The 17790-nt window shown below is 69.1% G+C and carries 18 protein-coding genes; all 18 read left to right on the top strand.

What is annotated here, in order from left to right; translation table 11 throughout:
- Positions 1-2 precede the first annotated feature (2 nt).
- The 18 genes from rpoZ (at position 3) to lgt (ending at position 17698) form a co-directional block, all read left to right on the top strand.
- Positions 3-269, top strand: a complete 267-nt coding sequence (gene rpoZ / locus B7R22_RS08550; RefSeq protein WP_104243599.1) for a DNA-directed RNA polymerase subunit omega — start codon at positions 3-5, stop codon at positions 267-269.
- Between the two features lie 87 nt (positions 270-356).
- Complete coding sequence (gene coaBC, locus B7R22_RS08545; RefSeq protein ID WP_116411339.1) at positions 357-1577, top strand: bifunctional phosphopantothenoylcysteine decarboxylase/phosphopantothenate--cysteine ligase CoaBC; 1221 nt, start codon at positions 357-359, stop codon at positions 1575-1577.
- On the top strand, positions 1570-2766 hold the full coding sequence (metK, locus tag B7R22_RS08540) for a methionine adenosyltransferase (RefSeq protein WP_116411338.1): 1197 nt from the start codon (positions 1570-1572) through the stop codon (positions 2764-2766). Before coaBC ends, metK begins: the two co-directional genes overlap by 8 nt.
- A gap of 53 nt (positions 2767-2819) precedes the next feature.
- A complete protein-coding gene (locus B7R22_RS08535) occupies positions 2820-5003 on the top strand; it encodes a primosomal protein N' (protein ID WP_253258963.1) in 2184 nt (727 codons plus the stop codon).
- Entirely contained in the window at positions 5000-5950 is a 951-nt protein-coding gene (gene fmt / locus B7R22_RS08530) for a methionyl-tRNA formyltransferase (RefSeq protein ID WP_116411337.1), read from the top strand. Before B7R22_RS08535 ends, fmt begins: the two co-directional genes overlap by 4 nt.
- On the top strand, positions 5947-7647 hold the full coding sequence (locus B7R22_RS08525) for an RsmB/NOP family class I SAM-dependent RNA methyltransferase (protein ID WP_216363428.1): 1701 nt from the start codon (positions 5947-5949) through the stop codon (positions 7645-7647). Before fmt ends, B7R22_RS08525 begins: the two co-directional genes overlap by 4 nt.
- A gap of 92 nt (positions 7648-7739) precedes the next feature.
- On the top strand, positions 7740-8402 hold the full coding sequence (gene rpe, locus B7R22_RS08520; RefSeq protein WP_116411336.1) for a ribulose-phosphate 3-epimerase: 663 nt from the start codon (positions 7740-7742) through the stop codon (positions 8400-8402).
- Positions 8403-8462: 60 nt separating this feature from the next.
- Positions 8463-8726, top strand: a complete 264-nt coding sequence (locus B7R22_RS08515) for a phosphoribosyl-ATP diphosphatase (RefSeq protein ID WP_116411335.1) — start codon at positions 8463-8465, stop codon at positions 8724-8726.
- A 32-nt stretch (positions 8727-8758) separates the two neighbouring features.
- Entirely contained in the window at positions 8759-9598 is an 840-nt protein-coding gene (hisG, locus tag B7R22_RS08510) for an ATP phosphoribosyltransferase (RefSeq protein ID WP_116411334.1), read from the top strand.
- A 31-nt stretch (positions 9599-9629) separates the two neighbouring features.
- Positions 9630-10391, top strand: a complete 762-nt coding sequence (hisF, locus tag B7R22_RS08505) for an imidazole glycerol phosphate synthase subunit HisF (RefSeq protein ID WP_116411333.1) — start codon at positions 9630-9632, stop codon at positions 10389-10391.
- Positions 10388-10816 (top strand): phosphoribosyl-AMP cyclohydrolase, encoded by a 429-nt coding sequence (gene hisI, locus B7R22_RS08500; RefSeq protein ID WP_116411332.1) that lies wholly within the window; start codon positions 10388-10390, stop codon positions 10814-10816. The genes hisF and hisI overlap by 4 nt, the downstream gene beginning before the upstream one ends.
- A gap of 23 nt (positions 10817-10839) precedes the next feature.
- Positions 10840-12450 carry an anthranilate synthase component I gene (locus tag B7R22_RS08495; RefSeq protein ID WP_116411446.1) on the top strand — a complete coding sequence of 537 codons (1611 nt, stop codon included), beginning with the start codon at positions 10840-10842 and terminating at the stop codon, positions 12448-12450.
- Positions 12447-13220, top strand: a complete 774-nt coding sequence (locus tag B7R22_RS08490) for a Trp biosynthesis-associated membrane protein (RefSeq protein ID WP_116411331.1) — start codon at positions 12447-12449, stop codon at positions 13218-13220. Before B7R22_RS08495 ends, B7R22_RS08490 begins: the two co-directional genes overlap by 4 nt.
- Before the next feature lie 124 nt (positions 13221-13344).
- Complete coding sequence (locus tag B7R22_RS08485; protein WP_116411330.1) at positions 13345-13575, top strand: DUF6704 family protein; 231 nt, start codon at positions 13345-13347, stop codon at positions 13573-13575.
- 6 nt (positions 13576-13581) lie between these two features.
- Positions 13582-14355 (top strand): indole-3-glycerol phosphate synthase TrpC, encoded by a 774-nt coding sequence (trpC, locus tag B7R22_RS08480; RefSeq protein ID WP_116411329.1) that lies wholly within the window; start codon positions 13582-13584, stop codon positions 14353-14355.
- Positions 14352-15689: a tryptophan synthase subunit beta gene (gene trpB, locus B7R22_RS08475; protein WP_116411328.1), complete on the top strand. Its 1338-nt coding sequence runs from the start codon at positions 14352-14354 to the stop codon at positions 15687-15689. Before trpC ends, trpB begins: the two co-directional genes overlap by 4 nt.
- 11 nt (positions 15690-15700) lie before the next feature.
- Positions 15701-16486: a tryptophan synthase subunit alpha gene (trpA, locus tag B7R22_RS08470; protein WP_116411445.1), complete on the top strand. Its 786-nt coding sequence runs from the start codon at positions 15701-15703 to the stop codon at positions 16484-16486.
- A 228-nt stretch (positions 16487-16714) separates the two neighbouring features.
- Complete coding sequence (lgt, locus tag B7R22_RS08465; RefSeq protein WP_253258975.1) at positions 16715-17698, top strand: prolipoprotein diacylglyceryl transferase; 984 nt, start codon at positions 16715-16717, stop codon at positions 17696-17698.
- Positions 17699-17790: the final 92 nt, after the last annotated feature.

Here is a 17790-nt window from a genome sequence, read left to right as displayed (position 1 = left end):
CCATGCCAGCCAAGCCCCTCGGCATCATCGATCCGCCCATCGACGAGCTGCTCTCGAAGGTCGACTCGAAGTACGCCCTCGTGATCTTCGCCTCCAAGCGTGCGCGCCAGATCAACGACTACTACGCAGACCTGCACGAAGGCAGCCTCTTCGACAACGTCGGCCCGCTGGTCGATTCCGGCATCGACGACAAGCCGCTGTCGATCGCGCTGCACGAGATCAACGAGGACAAGCTCACCGTGAAGGCGAACGCGCCGATCCCTGAGTAGTCCAGTTCTTCGCGTGAGGCCCGTTGTCGTCCAGACTGCGGGCCTTTCGTTTTCCCTCCGCCCACTTTCGCCTGACAGAGTAGAGCCATGAACATCGTCGTCGGAATCACCGGGGGAATCGCCGCCTACAAGGCGATCGGGGTCGTCCGCGGCTTCGTTCTCGCGGGCCACAGCGTGCAGGTCATCGCTACAGAGCACGCCCTGCGCTTCGTCGGCAAGCCCACGCTCGAGGCGATCTCCCGCAACACCGTTCACACCGACCTCTATGAGGGCGTAGCCGAGGTGCGGCACGTGGCGCTCGGGCAGGCCGCCGATCTGATCGTCATCGCGCCGACCACGGCCAATACGCTCGCGAAACTTGCGGCGGGGCTCGCGGACGATCTGCTCGGCAACACCGTGCTCGCATCCACTGCGCCTGTTCTCCTGGCCCCTGCGATGCACACCGAGATGTGGCAAAACGCGGCCACCGTGGCGAACACCGCCCTGCTGCGCTCACGTGGATACCGCTTCATCGGGCCTGCGGTGGGGCAGCTGACGGGAACCGACTCGGGGCCCGGACGGATGTCGGAGCCCGACGAGATCGTGGCTGCAGGGCTGGCGCTGCTGGTGCCGACTGTGGCAGACCTCGCAGGCCTCCGCATCCTCATCTCCGCCGGCGGGACACGCGAGCCGCTCGATCCTGTGCGTTTCCTCGGCAACAGGTCGAGCGGCAAGCAGGGTGTCGCCCTCGCCGAAGCCGCCCTCAGCCGGGGCGCCTCCGTCACGCTCGTCGCCGCTCACCTGGAAGTACCGGCGCCTGCCGGAGTCGAACGCCACGCCGTCGAGACGGCGGAGCAGTTGCGCACGGAGATGAACGCCCTGCTCGGCGGGGCCGACATCGTGATCATGGCCGCAGCCGTCGCCGACTACCGGCCGCGCGAGGTGGCGGAGGGCAAGATCAAGAAGGACGCCACGGGCGACGTGCTCACCCTGGAGCTGGTGAAGAACCCCGACATCCTCGCCGAGCTGGCCGCGAACCGTGCACCGGGCCAGCTCGTCGTCGGCTTTGCCGCGGAGACCGCCCGCAGCCGCGACGAACTCCTGGAACTCGGCCGCACGAAGGCCGCCCGCAAGCGCGCGGACTATCTTGTCGTCAACAGGGTGGGCTGGACCGAGGGTTTTGCCACAGACGGCAACACAGTCGTGGTGCTCGACGGAGCCGGGCATATAGTGATCGAGGCCACCGGCTCGAAGTTGTCAGTGGCACACAGCATTCTGAATGTGCTGGCAGAGGCCGGCCGTTCGAACCACCAGGAGCACAATGACTAATCTTCGCCTCTTCACGTCCGAGTCGGTCACCGAAGGCCACCCCGACAAGATCTGCGACCAGATTTCCGACAGCATCCTCGACGCCCTCCTCACGGTCGACCCGAAGAGCCGCGTCGCCGTCGAGACGCTGGTGACCACCGGGCTCGTGCACGTCGCGGGCGAGGTCACGACCGAGGGCTACGTCGACATCCCCACGATCATCCGTGAGCGGGTGAACGCCATCGGCTACACCTCCTCCGACATCGGGTTCGACGGCAACAGCTGCGGCGTCTCCGTGTCGATCGGTGCGCAGTCGCCCGACATCGCGCAGGGTGTCAACAACGCGTGGGAGACCCGCCAGGACGCCCACGACGACGATCCGCTCGACCGGCAGGGCGCGGGCGACCAGGGCATCATGTTCGGTTTCGCGACCACCGAGACCCCGCAGCTCATGCCGCTGCCGATCTGGCTCGCCCACCGGCTCTCCGAGCGTCTCGCCGAGGTACGCAAGACCGGTCAGCTCGACTACCTCCGGCCCGACGGCAAGACCCAGGTGACCATCGGCTACGAGGGTCTCACTCCGCGCACGGTCGAGACCGTGGTGCTCTCCACCCAGCACACGCCGAGTGTGACGAGCGAACAGCTCGCACACGACGTGGAGGAGCTGGTCATCCGTCCCGTTCTCGCCGACGCACCGCTCGACTCCTCGGCGGCGGCCCTCCTGATCAACCCCACCGGCCGGTTCGAGATCGGCGGGCCGCAGGGTGATGCCGGTGTCACCGGGCGCAAGATCATCGTCGACACCTATGGGGGAGCGAGCCGTCACGGCGGCGGTGCCTTCAGCGGCAAAGACCCGTCGAAGGTCGACCGCTCCGCCGCGTACGCGATGCGCTGGGTCGCGAAGAACGCGGTCGCCGCCGGGTTCGCCGACAAGCTCGAGGTGCAGATCGCCTACGCGATCGGCAAGGCTGCACCGGTGGGCCTCTACGTCGAGACGTTCGGTACGAACCACGTTCCCGACGAGCTCATCATCGACGCCATCAGGCAGGTCTTCGACCTGCGCCCGGCCGCGATCATCCGCGACCTCGACCTGCTCCGCCCGATCTACGCCCAGACGGCCACCTACGGCCACTTCGGCCGGGAGCTCCCAGACTTCACCTGGGAGCGCCTCGACCGCGTGGCCGATCTGCAGGCCGCAGCGCGCTTGTGAGCCCTGACGGCGGCGCTCCCGCCGCCGAGGAGGGTGCCCCAGGGGCAGGCGGCGTGGAGGCAGGCTCCGGCTCCGCAGAGGCAGGCGTCGCAGAGCTGCACGGCTCCGGCCGTGCTCCCACCTGGGTCGCCCGGGTGATGCTGGAGTCCCCGCTGCCGCAGCTCGACCGGCTGTTCGACTACCGCATCCCCGAGGGCCTGCGGTCGGATGCCCAGCCGGGCGTGCGCGTGAAGGTGCCGCTCCGCTCGGCCGGACGGGTGTCGCGCGCCTACATCGTCGAGGTGACGGACCACGCCGACTACGTGGGCACCCTCAGCGACATCGAGGAGGTCGTGTCGCCGGTCGCCGTGCTCACGCCCGACGTGTGGCAGTTCGCCCGCCGGGTGGCCACACGCGCCGCGGGAAATGCGAGCGACGTCGTGCGGATCGCCGTGCCGCCGCGCACCGTGCGCGTCGAGAAGGCGTGGGTGGCGAAGCAGGCGGCGGCAGCCGAAACGACGGCGGGCGCGGCGACAGCGGGTGCGGCGACAGCCGCCGCGGCGGTGACCGAGGCAGGAGCGGCCACAGCCGCGGAAGGTGCTGCCGGAGCAGACGCGGTGGCGACCGAAGGAGAGGCCCCCGCACCCGCACCGGCAGGGGTGGCCCCGGCCATCACGGGATACGGCGACGGTGTCGTCGAGGGTGCCCTCCGGGCGCGGGCGCGCCTCGCCATCACCGCGGTGCCCACCGTGCGGCAGACTGCCGACGGGGAGTGGGTGGGCGCCTGGGCCGAGACGATGGCCGCCATGGCTGCGTTCACGCTGCACCTCGGCCGATCATCCATCCTGGTGGTGCCCGACTACCGCGACCAGGAACAGCTCACCACCGCCCTCCGCGGTGCGGGTGTGCCGGCCGACCGGGTCTCGCCGCTCGACGCCCACCAGACCAATCCGGAGCGCTACGGGCACTTCCTGGAATGCCTCGAGGCCGTTCCGCGCGTGATCATCGGCACCCGCTCGGCGATCTATGCCCCCGCCCACGATCTCGGCCTGATCGCCCTCTGGGACGAAGCCGATCCGCTCCACGACGAACCGCTCAGCCCGTACGTCTCCTCCCGCGACGCGGCGCTCGTGCGCCAGGAGTTGAGCGGGGCGGCCCTGGCCTTCGTCTCGCACTCCCGCAGTTCGGAGGTCGAACGGCTGGTCGAACTCGGCTTCCTCCGCGACGTGGCGCAGAGCCCCCGATTCCTGCCGAACGTCGTCCCCACCTCTGCGCAGTCGTCGAACGACAGGCTCGCTCAGTCCGCCCGCATTCCATCGAGCGCCTGGAATGCTGTGCGGAAGGCCCTCGAGACCGGGCCCGTGCTCGTGCAGGTCGCCCGCCCCGGCTACGCTCCCGTGCTCGCCTGCGCGAGTTGCACCAACCCCGCGCACTGCCTCGTCTGCGAGGGCCCGCTCCGCCAGGCCGCCCGAAGCTCTCCGCCCTCCTGCGCCTGGTGCGGGGCCATCGCCGCCCAGTGGCAGTGCCGGCACTGCGAGGGCACGACCTTTCGCCTCGTCGGCCAGGGCAGCACCCGCACCGCCGAAGAGCTCGGTCGCGCCTTCCCTGCGACGCGCATCATCGTCTCGGATGGCTCCCGCTCCCTCGGCGATGTGGGGTCGGCCCCGGCCCTCGTGATCGCGACCCGCGGCGCAGAACCGGTGGCCGCGGGTGGCTACCACGCCGTACTGCTGCTCGACGGAGAACGGATGCTCGCACGCGAGTCGCTCACGGTGGGGGAGGACTGCCTCCGGTGGTGGTCGAACGCCATCGCCCTCGCCGCGCCCCGCGCCCCGGCCATCATCGTGGGCGTCGGGGGAGACCTCGCCCGAACGTTGGTCACCTGGCAGCATGCGCGCTTCGCCAGCGCAGAACTCGCCGACCGGAGGCGCCTGCGCTTCCCGCCCGCGGTGCGGATCGCTACGGTGCGAGGCACCCCTGACGCAGTCGCCAAGGCTGTGCAGGAGCTCCACGATTCGGTCCAGGGCGAAGACAGCGCGAAGATAGATGTGCTCGGACCCGTTCCCGACGAGACCGACGACTTCGTGCGGTCCGTCGTGCGTTTCGACTATGCGGTGGGGGCGAACGTCGCCTCGACGCTCAGGGCCGCTGTCGTCAAGAACGCGACCAGCCGGCGCAAGATCCCCGGCAAACCCGCCAACTACCGACCACCGCCCACCCTGCGGGTGCGGTTCGACGACCTGGAGATCCTCGATTGAGACTTGTCTTCGCCGGAACCCCTGAGGTTGCCAACCCCACCCTCCGCCGGCTGGCTGCCGAACACGAGGTCGTCGCCGTCATCACCCGGCTGGATGCCCCGCAGGGCCGGAAGCGCGTGCTCGCCCCGTCACCCGTGGCAACCCTGGCCGAGGAGCTCGGCATCCCGGTCATCAAGGCGAACCGACTCGACGACGAGGTGACCGCGCGCGTGAAAGCGCTCGACGCCGAGCTCGGTGTGATCGTCGCGTACGGCGGCTTCGTTCGGGAACCCCTGCTCAGCACGCCCCGCCTCGGCTGGATCAACCTGCACTTCTCCCTGCTGCCCCGCTGGCGCGGGGCGGCGCCTGTGCAGCACGCAATCATCGCGGGCGACGCCGTCACCGGGGCATCCGTGTTCCAGCTGGTGGCGGGAATGGATGCCGGACCGGTGTTCCAGACACTCCGCACGCCGATCGGTGCCCACCAGAACGCCGGCAGCCTGCTCGGTTCGCTGGCCGACGACGGCGCGGGGCTCGTCTCCGAGGTCGTGCGCGGCCTCGCCGACGGCACCGCCGTCTCGATCGAACAGCAGGGCGAGACGACCCTGGCTCCGAAGCTCGGCATCGAGGATGCCCGGCTCGACTGGTCGCGGGGCTCCGCCGAGATCTACCAGCGCCTCCGCGGTGTCACGCCCGAGCCCGGAGCCTTCACGACGGTCGCGGGTGAGCGCTTCAAGATCCTCGAGGCGGAACCCGCGCGAGATGCACCGCCGTTGCCGCCCGGTCACATCCGGCTCGACGGGCGTACACCGGTGATCGGCACGGCCGACACGCCGCTCCGCCTGGTGCGTGTGCAACCATCGGGGAAGAAGCCGATGGCGGCCGCAGACTGGTGGCGCGGGGCGCAGGCCGGTAGCGGGCAGGCGGGCAACGCAGCAGGATCGACGATCGAGATGGTGGCGGAATGAGCGGCACGAATGACGGCGGCACCGGTGGCACGGGCGACGCACCGGGCGACCGGCCGAAGCACGGCCGCCGGGGCGCCAACCAGGGGCGGAGTTCCAGCCCGGGCCGGGGTAGCGCAGGTCGCGACGGCACCGGTCGTGACAGCATCGGTCGCGACGGCACCAGTCGTGACACACCCAGCCGCGATCGCGGCCGCGGCCACGGGGCCGGGGCCGGGCGCGACCGTTCGGGCACCGCTCCGGGCCCTCGCGAACGCACGCAGAGCGCCACGGCCGTGCAGCCGGCCCGGCGGATCGCCTTTGAGGTGATCCGGGCGGTACGGGAGGACGACGCCTACGCCAACCTGCTGCTGCCCACCAAGCTCGCCCGCGCGAAACTCAGTACCGCCGATGCCGGCCTCGCCACAGAACTGACCTACGGAACGCTCCGGCTCCGCGGGTACTACGATCGCGTCATCGAGCTCGCTGCCAATCGCCGGATCGACGAGATCGACGGCCCGCTCGTCGACGTACTCGAACTCGCCGCCCACCAGCTGCTGTCGCTCCGCGTGGCGAGTCACGCCGCTGTCAACGAGGCGGTGGAACTCGCCCGCGTTGTTGCATCCCGCTCGTCGACCGGCTTCGTCAACGGCGTGCTCCGTACGATCACCCGTTCGACGCCCGAACAGTGGCAGGACAGGGTGCTCGAGAGCGCCACAGGCGAGGATGGCCGCCTCGAGGTGCTGTACTCGCACCCGTCATGGATCGTCCGTGCCTTCCGTCGGGCCCTTCTGACCGACGCCGCGGCTGGAGCCAGCACGACCAGCAGCGGCAGCGCCCCAGACGCCGCCGCCATCGCCGAAGTCGACCTCGTCGCCCTCCTCGAAGCCGACAACGAACCCGCACGGCTCGGCCTGGTCGCCCTGCCGGGGTTGGCGAAGCGCGACCAGATCGCCGTCGACGGGCATCCAGCGCCCTACTCGCCGTTCGGCTTCATCACCGACTCGGGCGATCCGCGCGACATCCCCGAGGTCACGGCAGGCACCGTCCGCGTGCAGGACGAGGGATCACAGCTCGCCGCGCTCGCCCTCACCCGGGCACGACCGATCGCGACGGGCGAACGGTGGCTCGACCTCTGCGCAGGCCCCGGTGGCAAGTCCGCCGTGCTCGCGGCGGAAGCCCGGGAGGGCGGAGCCATCCTCACCGCGAACGAACCCGTGCCGGCCCGGGCCGAACTCGTGCGGAACGCCCTCGCGGCCTTCCCCGACTCGCCCGCCGTGTGGGAACTCGACGGCACCACCGTCGGCGCAACGAACCCCGGTGAGTTCGACCGCATCCTCGTCGACGCCCCCTGCACCGGCCTCGGGGCCCTCAGGCGTCGACCGGAGGCGCGCTGGCGCAAGTCCCCGAAAGACGTCGCCGAACTCGTCGTGCTGCAGTCGAAGCTCATCGACTCGGCCGTCGCCGCCCTGAAGCCCGGCGGCATCCTCGCCTACGTCACCTGTTCGCCGCATGTCGCCGAGACGCGCGGGCAGGCGACGGATGCCCTAAAGCGCCACAGCGGAGTGCTTGAGCCGCTCGCCACCCAGGCCACCCTCCAGTCGTTCGCAGACACGCCCCTGGTGCTCGGCTCAGACGAAACGCAGGCGCAACTCTGGCCGCACGTGCACGGCACCGACGCGATGTTCATCGCTCTGTTCCGAAAGCTCCCCGCGGCCTGAGGTCCACACGGTGACCGAGAGGTCCCGTTCTGCGGTCCACGTGCCCCCGGCAGCGCAGAACGGGTCCTTTCGACCCCAGTAGGGTTGGAAGCGTGCCCGTGAGAATCGACCCCAGCATCCTTGCCGCCGACTTCGCCAACCTCCAGGCCGAGATCGACCGTGTCTCCACCGCCGACCTGATCCACGTCGACGTGATGGACAACCATTTCGTGCCGAACCTCACGCTCGGCCTCCCTGTCGTCGAGAGCCTGCAGAAGGTCTCGCCGCTGCCGCTCGACCTGCATCTCATGATCAGCGACGCCGATCGCTGGGCACCCGTCTACGCCGAGACCGGTGCGTTCTCGGTCACGTTCCACGCCGAGGCTGCCGTGGATGCCGTGGCCACCGCCCGGCGTCTCCGGCAGATCGGTGCCCGAGCCGGTCTCGCCGTGAAGCCGGGCACGAGCATCGTGCCCTACCTCGAACTGCTGGCCGAGTTCGACATGCTGCTCATCATGACCGTCGAGCCCGGCTTCGGCGGACAGTCCTTCATGGCCGACACGATGCCGAAGCTCGCCGCCGCCCGCGAGGCCGTCGCGAAGAGCGGCCTCGACGTGTGGCTGCAGGTCGACGGCGGCATCGGCGAGACGACCATCGAGATCGCGGCGGCGGCCGGCGCCGACACCTTCGTCGCCGGTTCCAGCGTCTTCGGCGCCGAGAACGCGGCGACCCAGATCGGACTGTTGCGGGAGCTGGCCGCGAAGCATACGCACTGACGCATCCGGCAACCCCTGAATCACCCGGCAACCTCCGGCGCACCCGGTAACCTAGAACACGTGAAGACCTTCGACTCCCTGTTCGACGAACTGCAGCAGAAGCAGCAGCTCCGCCCCGAGGGCTCCGGCACCGTGCGCGAGCTGGACGCGGGTGTGCATGCCATCGGCAAGAAGATTGTCGAAGAGGCCGCAGAGGTGTGGATGGCGGCCGAGTTCCAGAGCCTCGATGAGACGGCCGAGGAGATCTCCCAGCTGCTCTACCATCTGCAGGTGATGATGCTGGCGAAGGGCCTCAGCCCCGCCGACGTGTACAAGCACCTGTAACACCACACCCCCACTTTCCACGAAAGATCACCATGCTGAAAATCGCGGTACCCAACAAGGGTTCGCTGTCGGAGACCGCTGCCCAGATGCTCGCGGAGGCCGGCTACCACGGCCGCCGCGACCCCCGCGAGCTGGTCACCCAGGATCCACGCAACAACGTCGAATTTTTCTACCTCCGGCCGCGGGACATCGCGACCTACGTCGGCTCTGGTGCGCTCGATGTGGGCATCACGGGCCGCGACCTGCTGCTCGATTCCGAGTCGCCGGCCGCGGAGGTCGCCGAGCTCGACTTCGGCGAGTCGACCTTCCGCTTCGCCGCGCCCGGCGGGCAGTTCGACAGTCTCGACCAGCTGCAGGGCCGCCGTGTCGCCACCAGCTACCCGGGGCTCGTCGGTGCGTTCCTTGCGAAGACGAACGTCACGGCGACCCTCGTCAAGCTCGATGGCGCCGTCGAGTCAGCCGTGCGCCTGGGCGTCGCGGATGCCGTCGCCGATGTCGTCTCGACCGGCAGCACGCTCCGGAAGGCGGGGCTCGAGATCTTCGGCCCGGTCATCCTGCAGTCCACGGCCGTGCTCATCTCCTCCGGGGTGCAGAACCCCGGCGCCGACACCCTGCTCCGCCGCCTCCAGGGCGTTCTCGTCGCCCGCCAGTACGTGCTGATGGACTACGACGTGCCCCGCGTGCACCTCGACGCCGCCACGGCGGTCACCCCCGGCATCGAGTCGCCGACCATCTCCCCGCTCGCCGATCCCGACTGGGTCGCTGTTCGCGCGATGGTTCCGCGAACGGAGATGAACCTCGTCATGGACTCGCTCTGGGAGGTCGGGGCCCGCGCCATCCTGGTGAGCCCGATCCACGCCGCGAGGCTCTGACCATGTCGCTCACGCGCCGCGAGGCTCTGTCATGACGCTCGCTGTGCGCGTCATTCCCTGCCTCGACGTGGCCGCCGGCCGGGTCGTCAAGGGAGTCAACTTCGAGAATCTGCGCGATGCGGGCGATCCCGTCGAGCTCGCGCGCCTCTACAGCGCGCAGGGTGCCGACGAGATCACCTTCCTCGACGTGACCGCGACGGTCGACGAGCGCGAGACGACCTACGACATCGTGCGGCGGACCGCCGAGCAGGTCTTCATCCCGCTGACGGTCGGCGGGGGAGTGCGGAGCGCCGAAGACGTCGCCCGGCTGCTCGCGAGCGGGGCCGACAAGGTCGGTGTCAACAGCGCCGCGATCGCCCGGCCCGAACTGCTGGGCGAGATCGCCGACCGCTTCGGCGCCCAGGTGCTGGTGCTCTCGCTCGACGTGAAACGTTCCTCCAGAACCGACTCGGGATTCGTCGTCACGACGCACGGCGGCCGCCGCGAGACGGATCTGGATGCCCTGGCCTGGGCCGCACGCGCCATCGAACTCGGTGCGGGCGAACTGCTCGTCAACTCGATCGACGCCGACGGCACGAAAGACGGCTACGACCTCGAGCTGATCCGGCTGATGAAAGCCATGAGCAGTGTGCCGGTCATCGCCTCGGGCGGCGCCGGCACGCTCGGCGACTTCCCCGAGGCGGTCGAAGCGGGCGCCGATGCGGTGCTCGCGGCATCCGTGTTCCACAACCGTGAACTGACCATCGGCGACGTCAAAGAGGCGCTGGCCGAGAGCGGAGTGACCGTCCGATGAGCGAAAACACACGGCAGCGCGAGAACAGAGGGTCGAGTGACAGCATCGAGAAGCTGCCTGTCGACGCGGAGGCGGTGATCGCCCGCGCGACCTTCGACGCGCAGGGACTCCTTCCAGCCGTCATCCAGCAGTTCGACACTCTCGAAGTGCTGATGCTCGGGTACATGGATGCCGAAGCCCTCCGCCGCACGTACACCACCGGCCGCGTGACTTTCTGGTCGCGGTCCCGCCAGGAGTACTGGCGAAAGGGCGACACCTCCGGTCACGCGCAGTATGTGCGGAGCGCCGCGCTCGACTGCGATGGGGATACGCTTCTGGTGACGGTCGACCAGATCGGCGTCGCGTGCCACACCGGCACCCGCACCTGCTTCGATGGCGACCCGCTTGCTCCGGTGCAGGGTGCGCCGGACGCTACCGAGGGATGATGGTGATGACGGAGACTCCCACGATGTCGAGCACGCCGACGTCCACGACGGCGACGTCCACCACGGCGACGTCCACCACCCGGGCAGAGTTCGACGCACTGCTCCCGACGCATCGCGTGCTGCCGGTCATCCGCACCCTCTTCTCCGACGGTGAGACCCCGGTGGGCATCTACCGGAAGCTCAGCGACAACCGGCCGGGGACGTTCCTGCTCGAGTCGGCGGCCCAGGGCGGTGTCTGGTCGCGCTTCTCCTTCATCGGCGTGTCGAGTTACGGCGTGCTGAGCGCGGACGGCGACCGCGCGGTCTGGATGGGGTCGGGGCTGAGCGCCGCGCGCGCCTTCCCCCAGGGCATGCCCGCCGGCCCCCTCGAGGCCCTCGCCGAGCTCTATGAGGAATGGAAGACCCCGGTCATCCCCGGGCACCCTCCCCTCACCGGCGGTCTCGTCGGCTTCATCGGCTGGGAGACGATCCGCCAGATCGAGCACCTGCCGAACCGGCCGCCCGCCGACTTCAGCATGCCGAGCCAGGCCCTCTCGTTCGTCTCCGACCTGATCGCCGTCGACCACCTCCTCGGCACGGTCACCCTCGTCTCGACCGTGCTCGCCGACGGTTTCTCTGCGGCCGGTTCGGGGTCCCGTCGGCGCGCGGCGGCCGAGGCTGAGAAGCTCAGCGCCGACGAGCTGTGGCGCGATGCCCAGACCCGCCTCGACTCGATGCAGCGCCGGCTCGCCAAACCGGCGGAAGCCTGGCTCGCTGAGGCCGACTTCGGCCTGACCGCGGCTCCGGACGCCCGAACCACGCGCGACGAATTCCTGGCGTCGATCGACATCGCCAAGCAGCACATCCGCGACGGCGACGTGTTCCAGGTCGTCATCGCGCAGCGGTTCGACCTCGAGTGCGTGGCCGAACCCATCGACGTCTACCGCGTGCTCCGCACGCTCAACCCGAGCCCGTACCTGTACCTGCTGAACCTCGAGTCGCCGGCCCGCGAGCCCTACGCGATCGTGGGCTCGAGCCCCGAGGCGCTCGTGAAGGTGGCCGGTGGCACGGCGTTCACCCATCCGATCGCCGGTTCCCGGCCACGCGGCCGCACGGTCGAGGCTGATCTCGAGTTCGAGACCGACCTGCTGGCCGATCCGAAGGAGCGCGCCGAGCACCTGATGCTCGTCGACCTGGCGCGGAACGACCTGCTGAAGGTCTGCGAGGCCGGATCCGTCGAGGTGACCGAGTTCATGCGCATCGAGCGGTTCAGCCACATCATGCACATCGTGTCGTCTGTCGAGGGCACGCTGGCCGACGATGTCACAGCGATCGATGTGTTCCGGGCGACGTTCCCCGCCGGCACCCTCTCCGGCGCCCCGAAGCCGCGCGCGCTGCAGATCATCGACGACCTGGAGCCGGCCCAGCGGGGGGTCTACGGGGGAGTCGTGGGCTACTTCGACTTCGCCGGCGACGCCGACCTCGCCATCGCCATCCGTACGGCGGTCATCTCCGACGGGGTCGCGCGCGTGCAGGCCGGCGGCGGGCTCGTCGCAGACTCCGACCCGGACTCGGAGTTCATCGAGTCCCAGAACAAGGCGGCCGCACCCCTCCGGGCCGTGGCGATCGCGAACGCGATGACGAGGGTCGGATGACCGGCGGAGCGGCTCTGCCGGAACCTGTGCCCAGCGCGACGGCGCCCAGCAAGACGGTGCCCAGCGAGACAGTGCCCAGCGAGACGGAACTCACGGCGGCGAGGGCCCGGCGACTGAAGTCGTATACCATCCTGGCCGTCATCGTCTGGAGTGGGCTCGTCTTCCTGGCCTGGTCGCAGCCGTGGTTCAGCCTGCACGCCCAGGGGCGCGTGGGCGACACCGTGACGGTCACCGTGCAGGGCGCCGTCGCGGCTCCCGCGCTCTCTGCCCTCGCCCTCGCGGGGTTGGCACTTTCAGCCGCCCTCGCGATCGCCGGCCGGGTCATCCGCGTGGTGCTCGGCGTGCTGGAGTTCGTGCTCGGTGCCTCCATCACCGTGTCGTCGGTCTCCGCGCTGGCGGATCCGGTGCAGGCGGGCCAGTCGGCCATCACCACGGCCACCGGCGTGGCCGGAACCTCCTCCATCGGCCAGATCGCCACCTCTGCCGGAACGGAGCTGTGGCCCTTCCTGGCCGTGGTCAGCGGTGTGCTGATGGCGCTGACGGGCATCCTCATCGTGGTGTCGATGCGGCGCTGGCCGGCCTCCGGCCGCAAGTACCAGCCGGTGACCTTCGCCGCCTCAGACGGGCGGACGTCGGGCAATCCCGTCGACCTGGTCGTCGAGAGCCCCGCCGAACCGGTGAAGCCTGTCGCGCGAGACGTCAACACGACGCGTACCGCCGCAGTCGACAGCTGGGACAGTCTGACCCGCGGCCAGGACCCGACGGACTGACCTGCAGCAGGCGGCACCTGACCGCCACCTGCCCGGCAGTCAAGCCACCGCCTGGCACCAGTCGCACCGACCGGCACCGGATACACTGGATGGCGACCCGCGAACACGAATCACAAGGAGCAAGATGAGCATCGAGTCAGAAGAACCGGGCCACGGCAGTTCGACAGCATCCTGGACTGCAGTCGTCATCATGCTGGCGGCCTTCGCCATCGGCACGACCGCCTTCTTCTTCAGCATCGTGTGGCTCGTCTGGGCATCGGCAGCGCTCGTCATCGTGGGTCTCCTGGTGGGCTACGGCCTCGCCCGGGCCGGTTACGGTGTCGGCGGTATCAAATCTGCTGCCAGGGGGCACTGACCTCCCGTGCTCTCATCCCTGACCGCCGGGGCTGCCGAAGATGCAGCAGCGCGGCTCGAACTCGTCCCCTTCGATGAGGTCGAGCGCCGGGCGCACGCTGCCCCGGCCGCGCTCGACGCCCTGGCGTTCCTCGCCCCGGCCGAACGTGTCAAGATCATCGCCGAGGTGAAGCGCTCGAGTCCCTCACGGGGTGCCCTAGCCGCCATCAATGACCCCGCAGCCCTGGCCTCGACCTACCAGTCGGCCGGTGCCAGCACCGTCAGTGTGCTCACCGAGGGTCGCAAATTCAAGGGATCACTCGAAGACCTCGAACTCGTGCGCGAGTCGGTCTCGATCCCGGTTCTTCGCAAAGACTTCATCACCCTCGACTACCAGGTCTACGAGGCGCGTGCCGCCGGCGCAGACTTGGTGCTGCTGATCGTCGCGGCGCTCGACCAGGGCCAGCTCGAGCACCTGCAGGAGCTCATCCAGTCCCTCGGCATGACGGCCCTGGTCGAGACGCACTCCGCCGAGGAGGTCGAGCGCGCGCTCGACGTGGGCGCATCCCTCATCGGGGTGAACGCCCGCAACCTGTCGACGTTCGAACTCGACCCCGACCTGTTCGGCACGCTGGCCGATCGCATTCCGGCCGGCATCATCCGCGTGGCTGAATCCGCCGTCAAGACGGCTGCGGATGTCAGCCACTACCGCGCGAGCGGCGCTGACGTGGTCCTCGTGGGCGAAGCTCTCGTCACCGGCGATCCCGCCCGCACGCTCGAAGAATTCCTGGGAGTCTCATGACCACGCACCTCCGCGACGAGCAGGGGCCGTTCTTCGGCGAGTTCGGCGGGAGGTTCATGCCCGAGTCGCTGATCGCCGCCCTCGACGAGATTGCCGCCGCCTACGACGAAGCCAAGAACGACCCGGCCTTCGCCGCCGAGCTCACCGAGCTCCACCGCAGCTACACCGGTCGGCCGTCGATCCTCACCGAGGCCCCGCGCTTCGCCCGGCATGCAGGGGATGCCCGCATCATCCTGAAGCGGGAAGACCTGAACCACACGGGCTCGCACAAGATCAACAACGTGCTCGGCCAGGCCCTTCTCGCCAGACGCCTCGGCAAGACGCGGCTCATCGCCGAGACCGGCGCCGGCCAGCACGGTGTGGCCACGGCGACCGCGGCCGCCCTGATGGGCATGAGCTGCGTCGTCTACATGGGCGAGGTCGACACCGAGCGCCAGGCCCTGAACGTGGCCCGCATGCGGCTGCTCGGTGCCGAAGTCGTCCCCGTCACAACGGGTACGCGCACGCTGAAGGATGCTCTCAACGAGGCCTTCCGCGACTGGGTCGCCAACGTGGAGGACACCCACTACGTGCTCGGCACGGTCGCCGGTCCCCACCCGTTCCCCGTGATGGTGCGCGACTTCCACAAGATCATCGGCGAGGAGGCGCGCCAGCAGGTGCTCGACCTCACCGGCGCGCTGCCCGACGCCGTGATCGCGTGCGTCGGCGGCGGCTCGAACGCCATCGGCATCTTCCACGCCTTCCTCGACGATCCCGACGTCACCCTCATCGGGTATGAGGCGGCCGGGGATGGTGTCGACACCCTCCGCCACGCCGCGACCATCACGATGGGTCGCCCCGGGGTGCTGCACGGCTCCCGCAGCATGATGCTCCAGGACGAAGACGGCCAGACCTCGGACTCACACTCCATCTCCGCCGGCCTCGACTACCCGGGCGTCGGCCCGGAGCACGCCTGGCTCGCCTCGATCGGCCGCGCACAGTACCTGCCGATCACCGATACGGAGGCCATGGCCGCCTTCCGGCTGCTCTGCGAGACCGAGGGCATCATCCCGGCCATCGAGTCGGCCCACGCTCTCGCTGGCGCCCTCACCCTCGGTCGTGAACTCGGCCCCTGCAAGGTCATCCTGATCAACCTCAGCGGTCGGGGCGACAAAGACGTGGAGACGGCGGCGCGCTACTTCGGTGTTCTCGACGAGGTCGCCCTGGTCGCCACCGAGCTCGAGGCGAGCTCCCTCGAAGCCGGTGAGTTGGCGAGCGACGCGCTGACCGACGAACTCCACGCGGGATCCGGGGAAGCGGCCGAGCTCGCCTCGGGTCGAGGGGTGCAACTGTGAGCGGCACGACGATCGTCTCACCCGTCGGCACCCGCATCGCCCGGGCGAAGCGCGACCGGGCCGGTGCACTGATCGGCTACCTGCCGGTCGGGTTCCCGACGCTTGAACAGAGCATCGACGCGGCCGTGGCGCTCGTCGAGAACGGCGTGGACGTGCTGGAACTCGGTCTGCCCTACACCGATCCGGTGATGGACGGCCCGGTCATCCAGAGGGCGACCCAGACCGCTCTCGAGAACGGCTTCCGCCTGCGCGACGCCTTCACTGCCGTCGAGGCGATCCGTTCGCGAGTGGATGCTCCCATCCTGCTCATGACGTACTGGAATCCTGTGGTGCAGTACGGCGTCGACCGGTTCGCAGACGACCTCGTCTCCGCGGGCGGCGCGGGCCTTATCACGCCCGACCTCACGGTCGACTCGGGGGCCCCGTGGCTTGCCGCAAGCGACCGCACGGGCCTGGACCGGGTATTCCTGGCAGCGCCCACCTCCACCGGGGAGCGCCTTGAACTGGCCGTCACCAACAGCCGCGGTTTCGTCTACGTGGTGTCGACGATGGGCGTCACCGGCGCCCGGAGCGACGTCGATGCCTCAGCGCGAACACTCGTCGACCGGCTGCGGGCCGTCGGCTCCACCAGCGCCTGCGTCGGCATCGGCATCTCGACGGGGGAGCAGGTCGCCGAAGTGCTCGAATACGCCGACGGTGCCATCGTCGGTTCGGCCCTCGTGCGTGCTCTCAGCGAAGACGGAGTGCAGGGAGCTGCGAAGGTGGCAGCATCCCTCGCCGTCGGCACGCGCCGCTGACCCTCTGCACGCCCCGGCCAGTCTCTGAGAGACCCACCAGACTCTGAGAGACCCACCAGACTCTGAGAGACCGGGCAGACAGCAGGCCCCTGTCACACGCCGCCTCATGGCGCACCCTAGAATTGGGCTTGCCGATTGCCCTCTTCGCCTTCGGTTCCCGCATGGAAGGTCTACCACCAGGTGTTTCTGCCGCAGAGCATTCCCAGCCCGTCGATCAACTCGCTTGACATCACCGGGTGGATTCGCACGTTGGGCCTCGCCCTGCCCGAGAACTGGAACCTGAGCATCCGCATCTATGCGCTGTGCATTCTGCTCGGCATCGTGATTGCGACGATCATGACGTCGCGTCGCCTCACGAAGCGGGGGGCCGAGCCGGGCATCGTTCTTGACATCATCCTCTGGGCGGTTCCGCTCGGAATCATCGGATCCCGTGTCTTCCACGTGCTGACGCACCCGGGCGACTACTTCTATCCGGGTGCCGACCTGCTGAAGACCCTCTACATCTGGGAGGGCGGCATCGCCATCTACGGCGGTCTGCTCGGTGGTGCGCTCGGCGCCTACATCGGCTGCCGCCTCACGGGCATCCGCCTGTGGACGTTCGGCGACGCCCTCGCCCCGGGCCTCCTGCTGGCCCAGGCCTTCGGCCGTTTCGGCAACTACTTCAACCAGGAACTGTTCGGCTACCCGACGAACGGCTGGTGGGGACTCGAGATCGCGTCACCGAACCCGGCCATCCCGATCGGCCTCGAGCCCGGAACGCTCTTCCAGCCCACCTTCGCCTATGAGGTCATCTGGGATGTCGTCGGCGTCATCGTGCTCCTCATGCTCTCGAGCCGCCTGAAGCTCCAATGGGGCAAGGTCTTCGGGGCCTACCTGATCTGGTACGGCGCCGGCCGGAGCGTCTTCGAGACGATCCGCATCGACCCGAGCGAGATCTTCTTCGGCGTGCGCACGAACGTGTGGGCCTCGTGGATCTCCATCGCGATCGGCCTGATCCTCATCATCGTGCAGACGAAGCGCCACCCCGGTCTCGAACGCGGGCCGTACCGATCGGGAATTGCGTGGTCACCGGCGAACGCTGAGGTAGACTCGGTCGACAGGTACACAGACGAAGAACTCCGTGGCGACGACGCCTCGGAGGAGTCTGTGGCAGACGTACCTCTCGAACCGAAGGCCACAAGCACACTCGGAAAGAAGCCAGTCTCGAAATAGCACGGCCATTCACAAGCTGCAGTCACACACCACTGCACTCATCACCATCGCACTTCTCCACTCGGGCCGCCGGCGTCCCAATTCAGCACAAC

The sequence above is a fragment of the Subtercola boreus genome, assembly GCF_003399635.1.
GTDB classification, from domain to species: domain Bacteria; phylum Actinomycetota; class Actinomycetes; order Actinomycetales; family Microbacteriaceae; genus Subtercola; species Subtercola boreus_B.
This window is presented reverse-complemented; position numbering and strand designations above follow the sequence as displayed.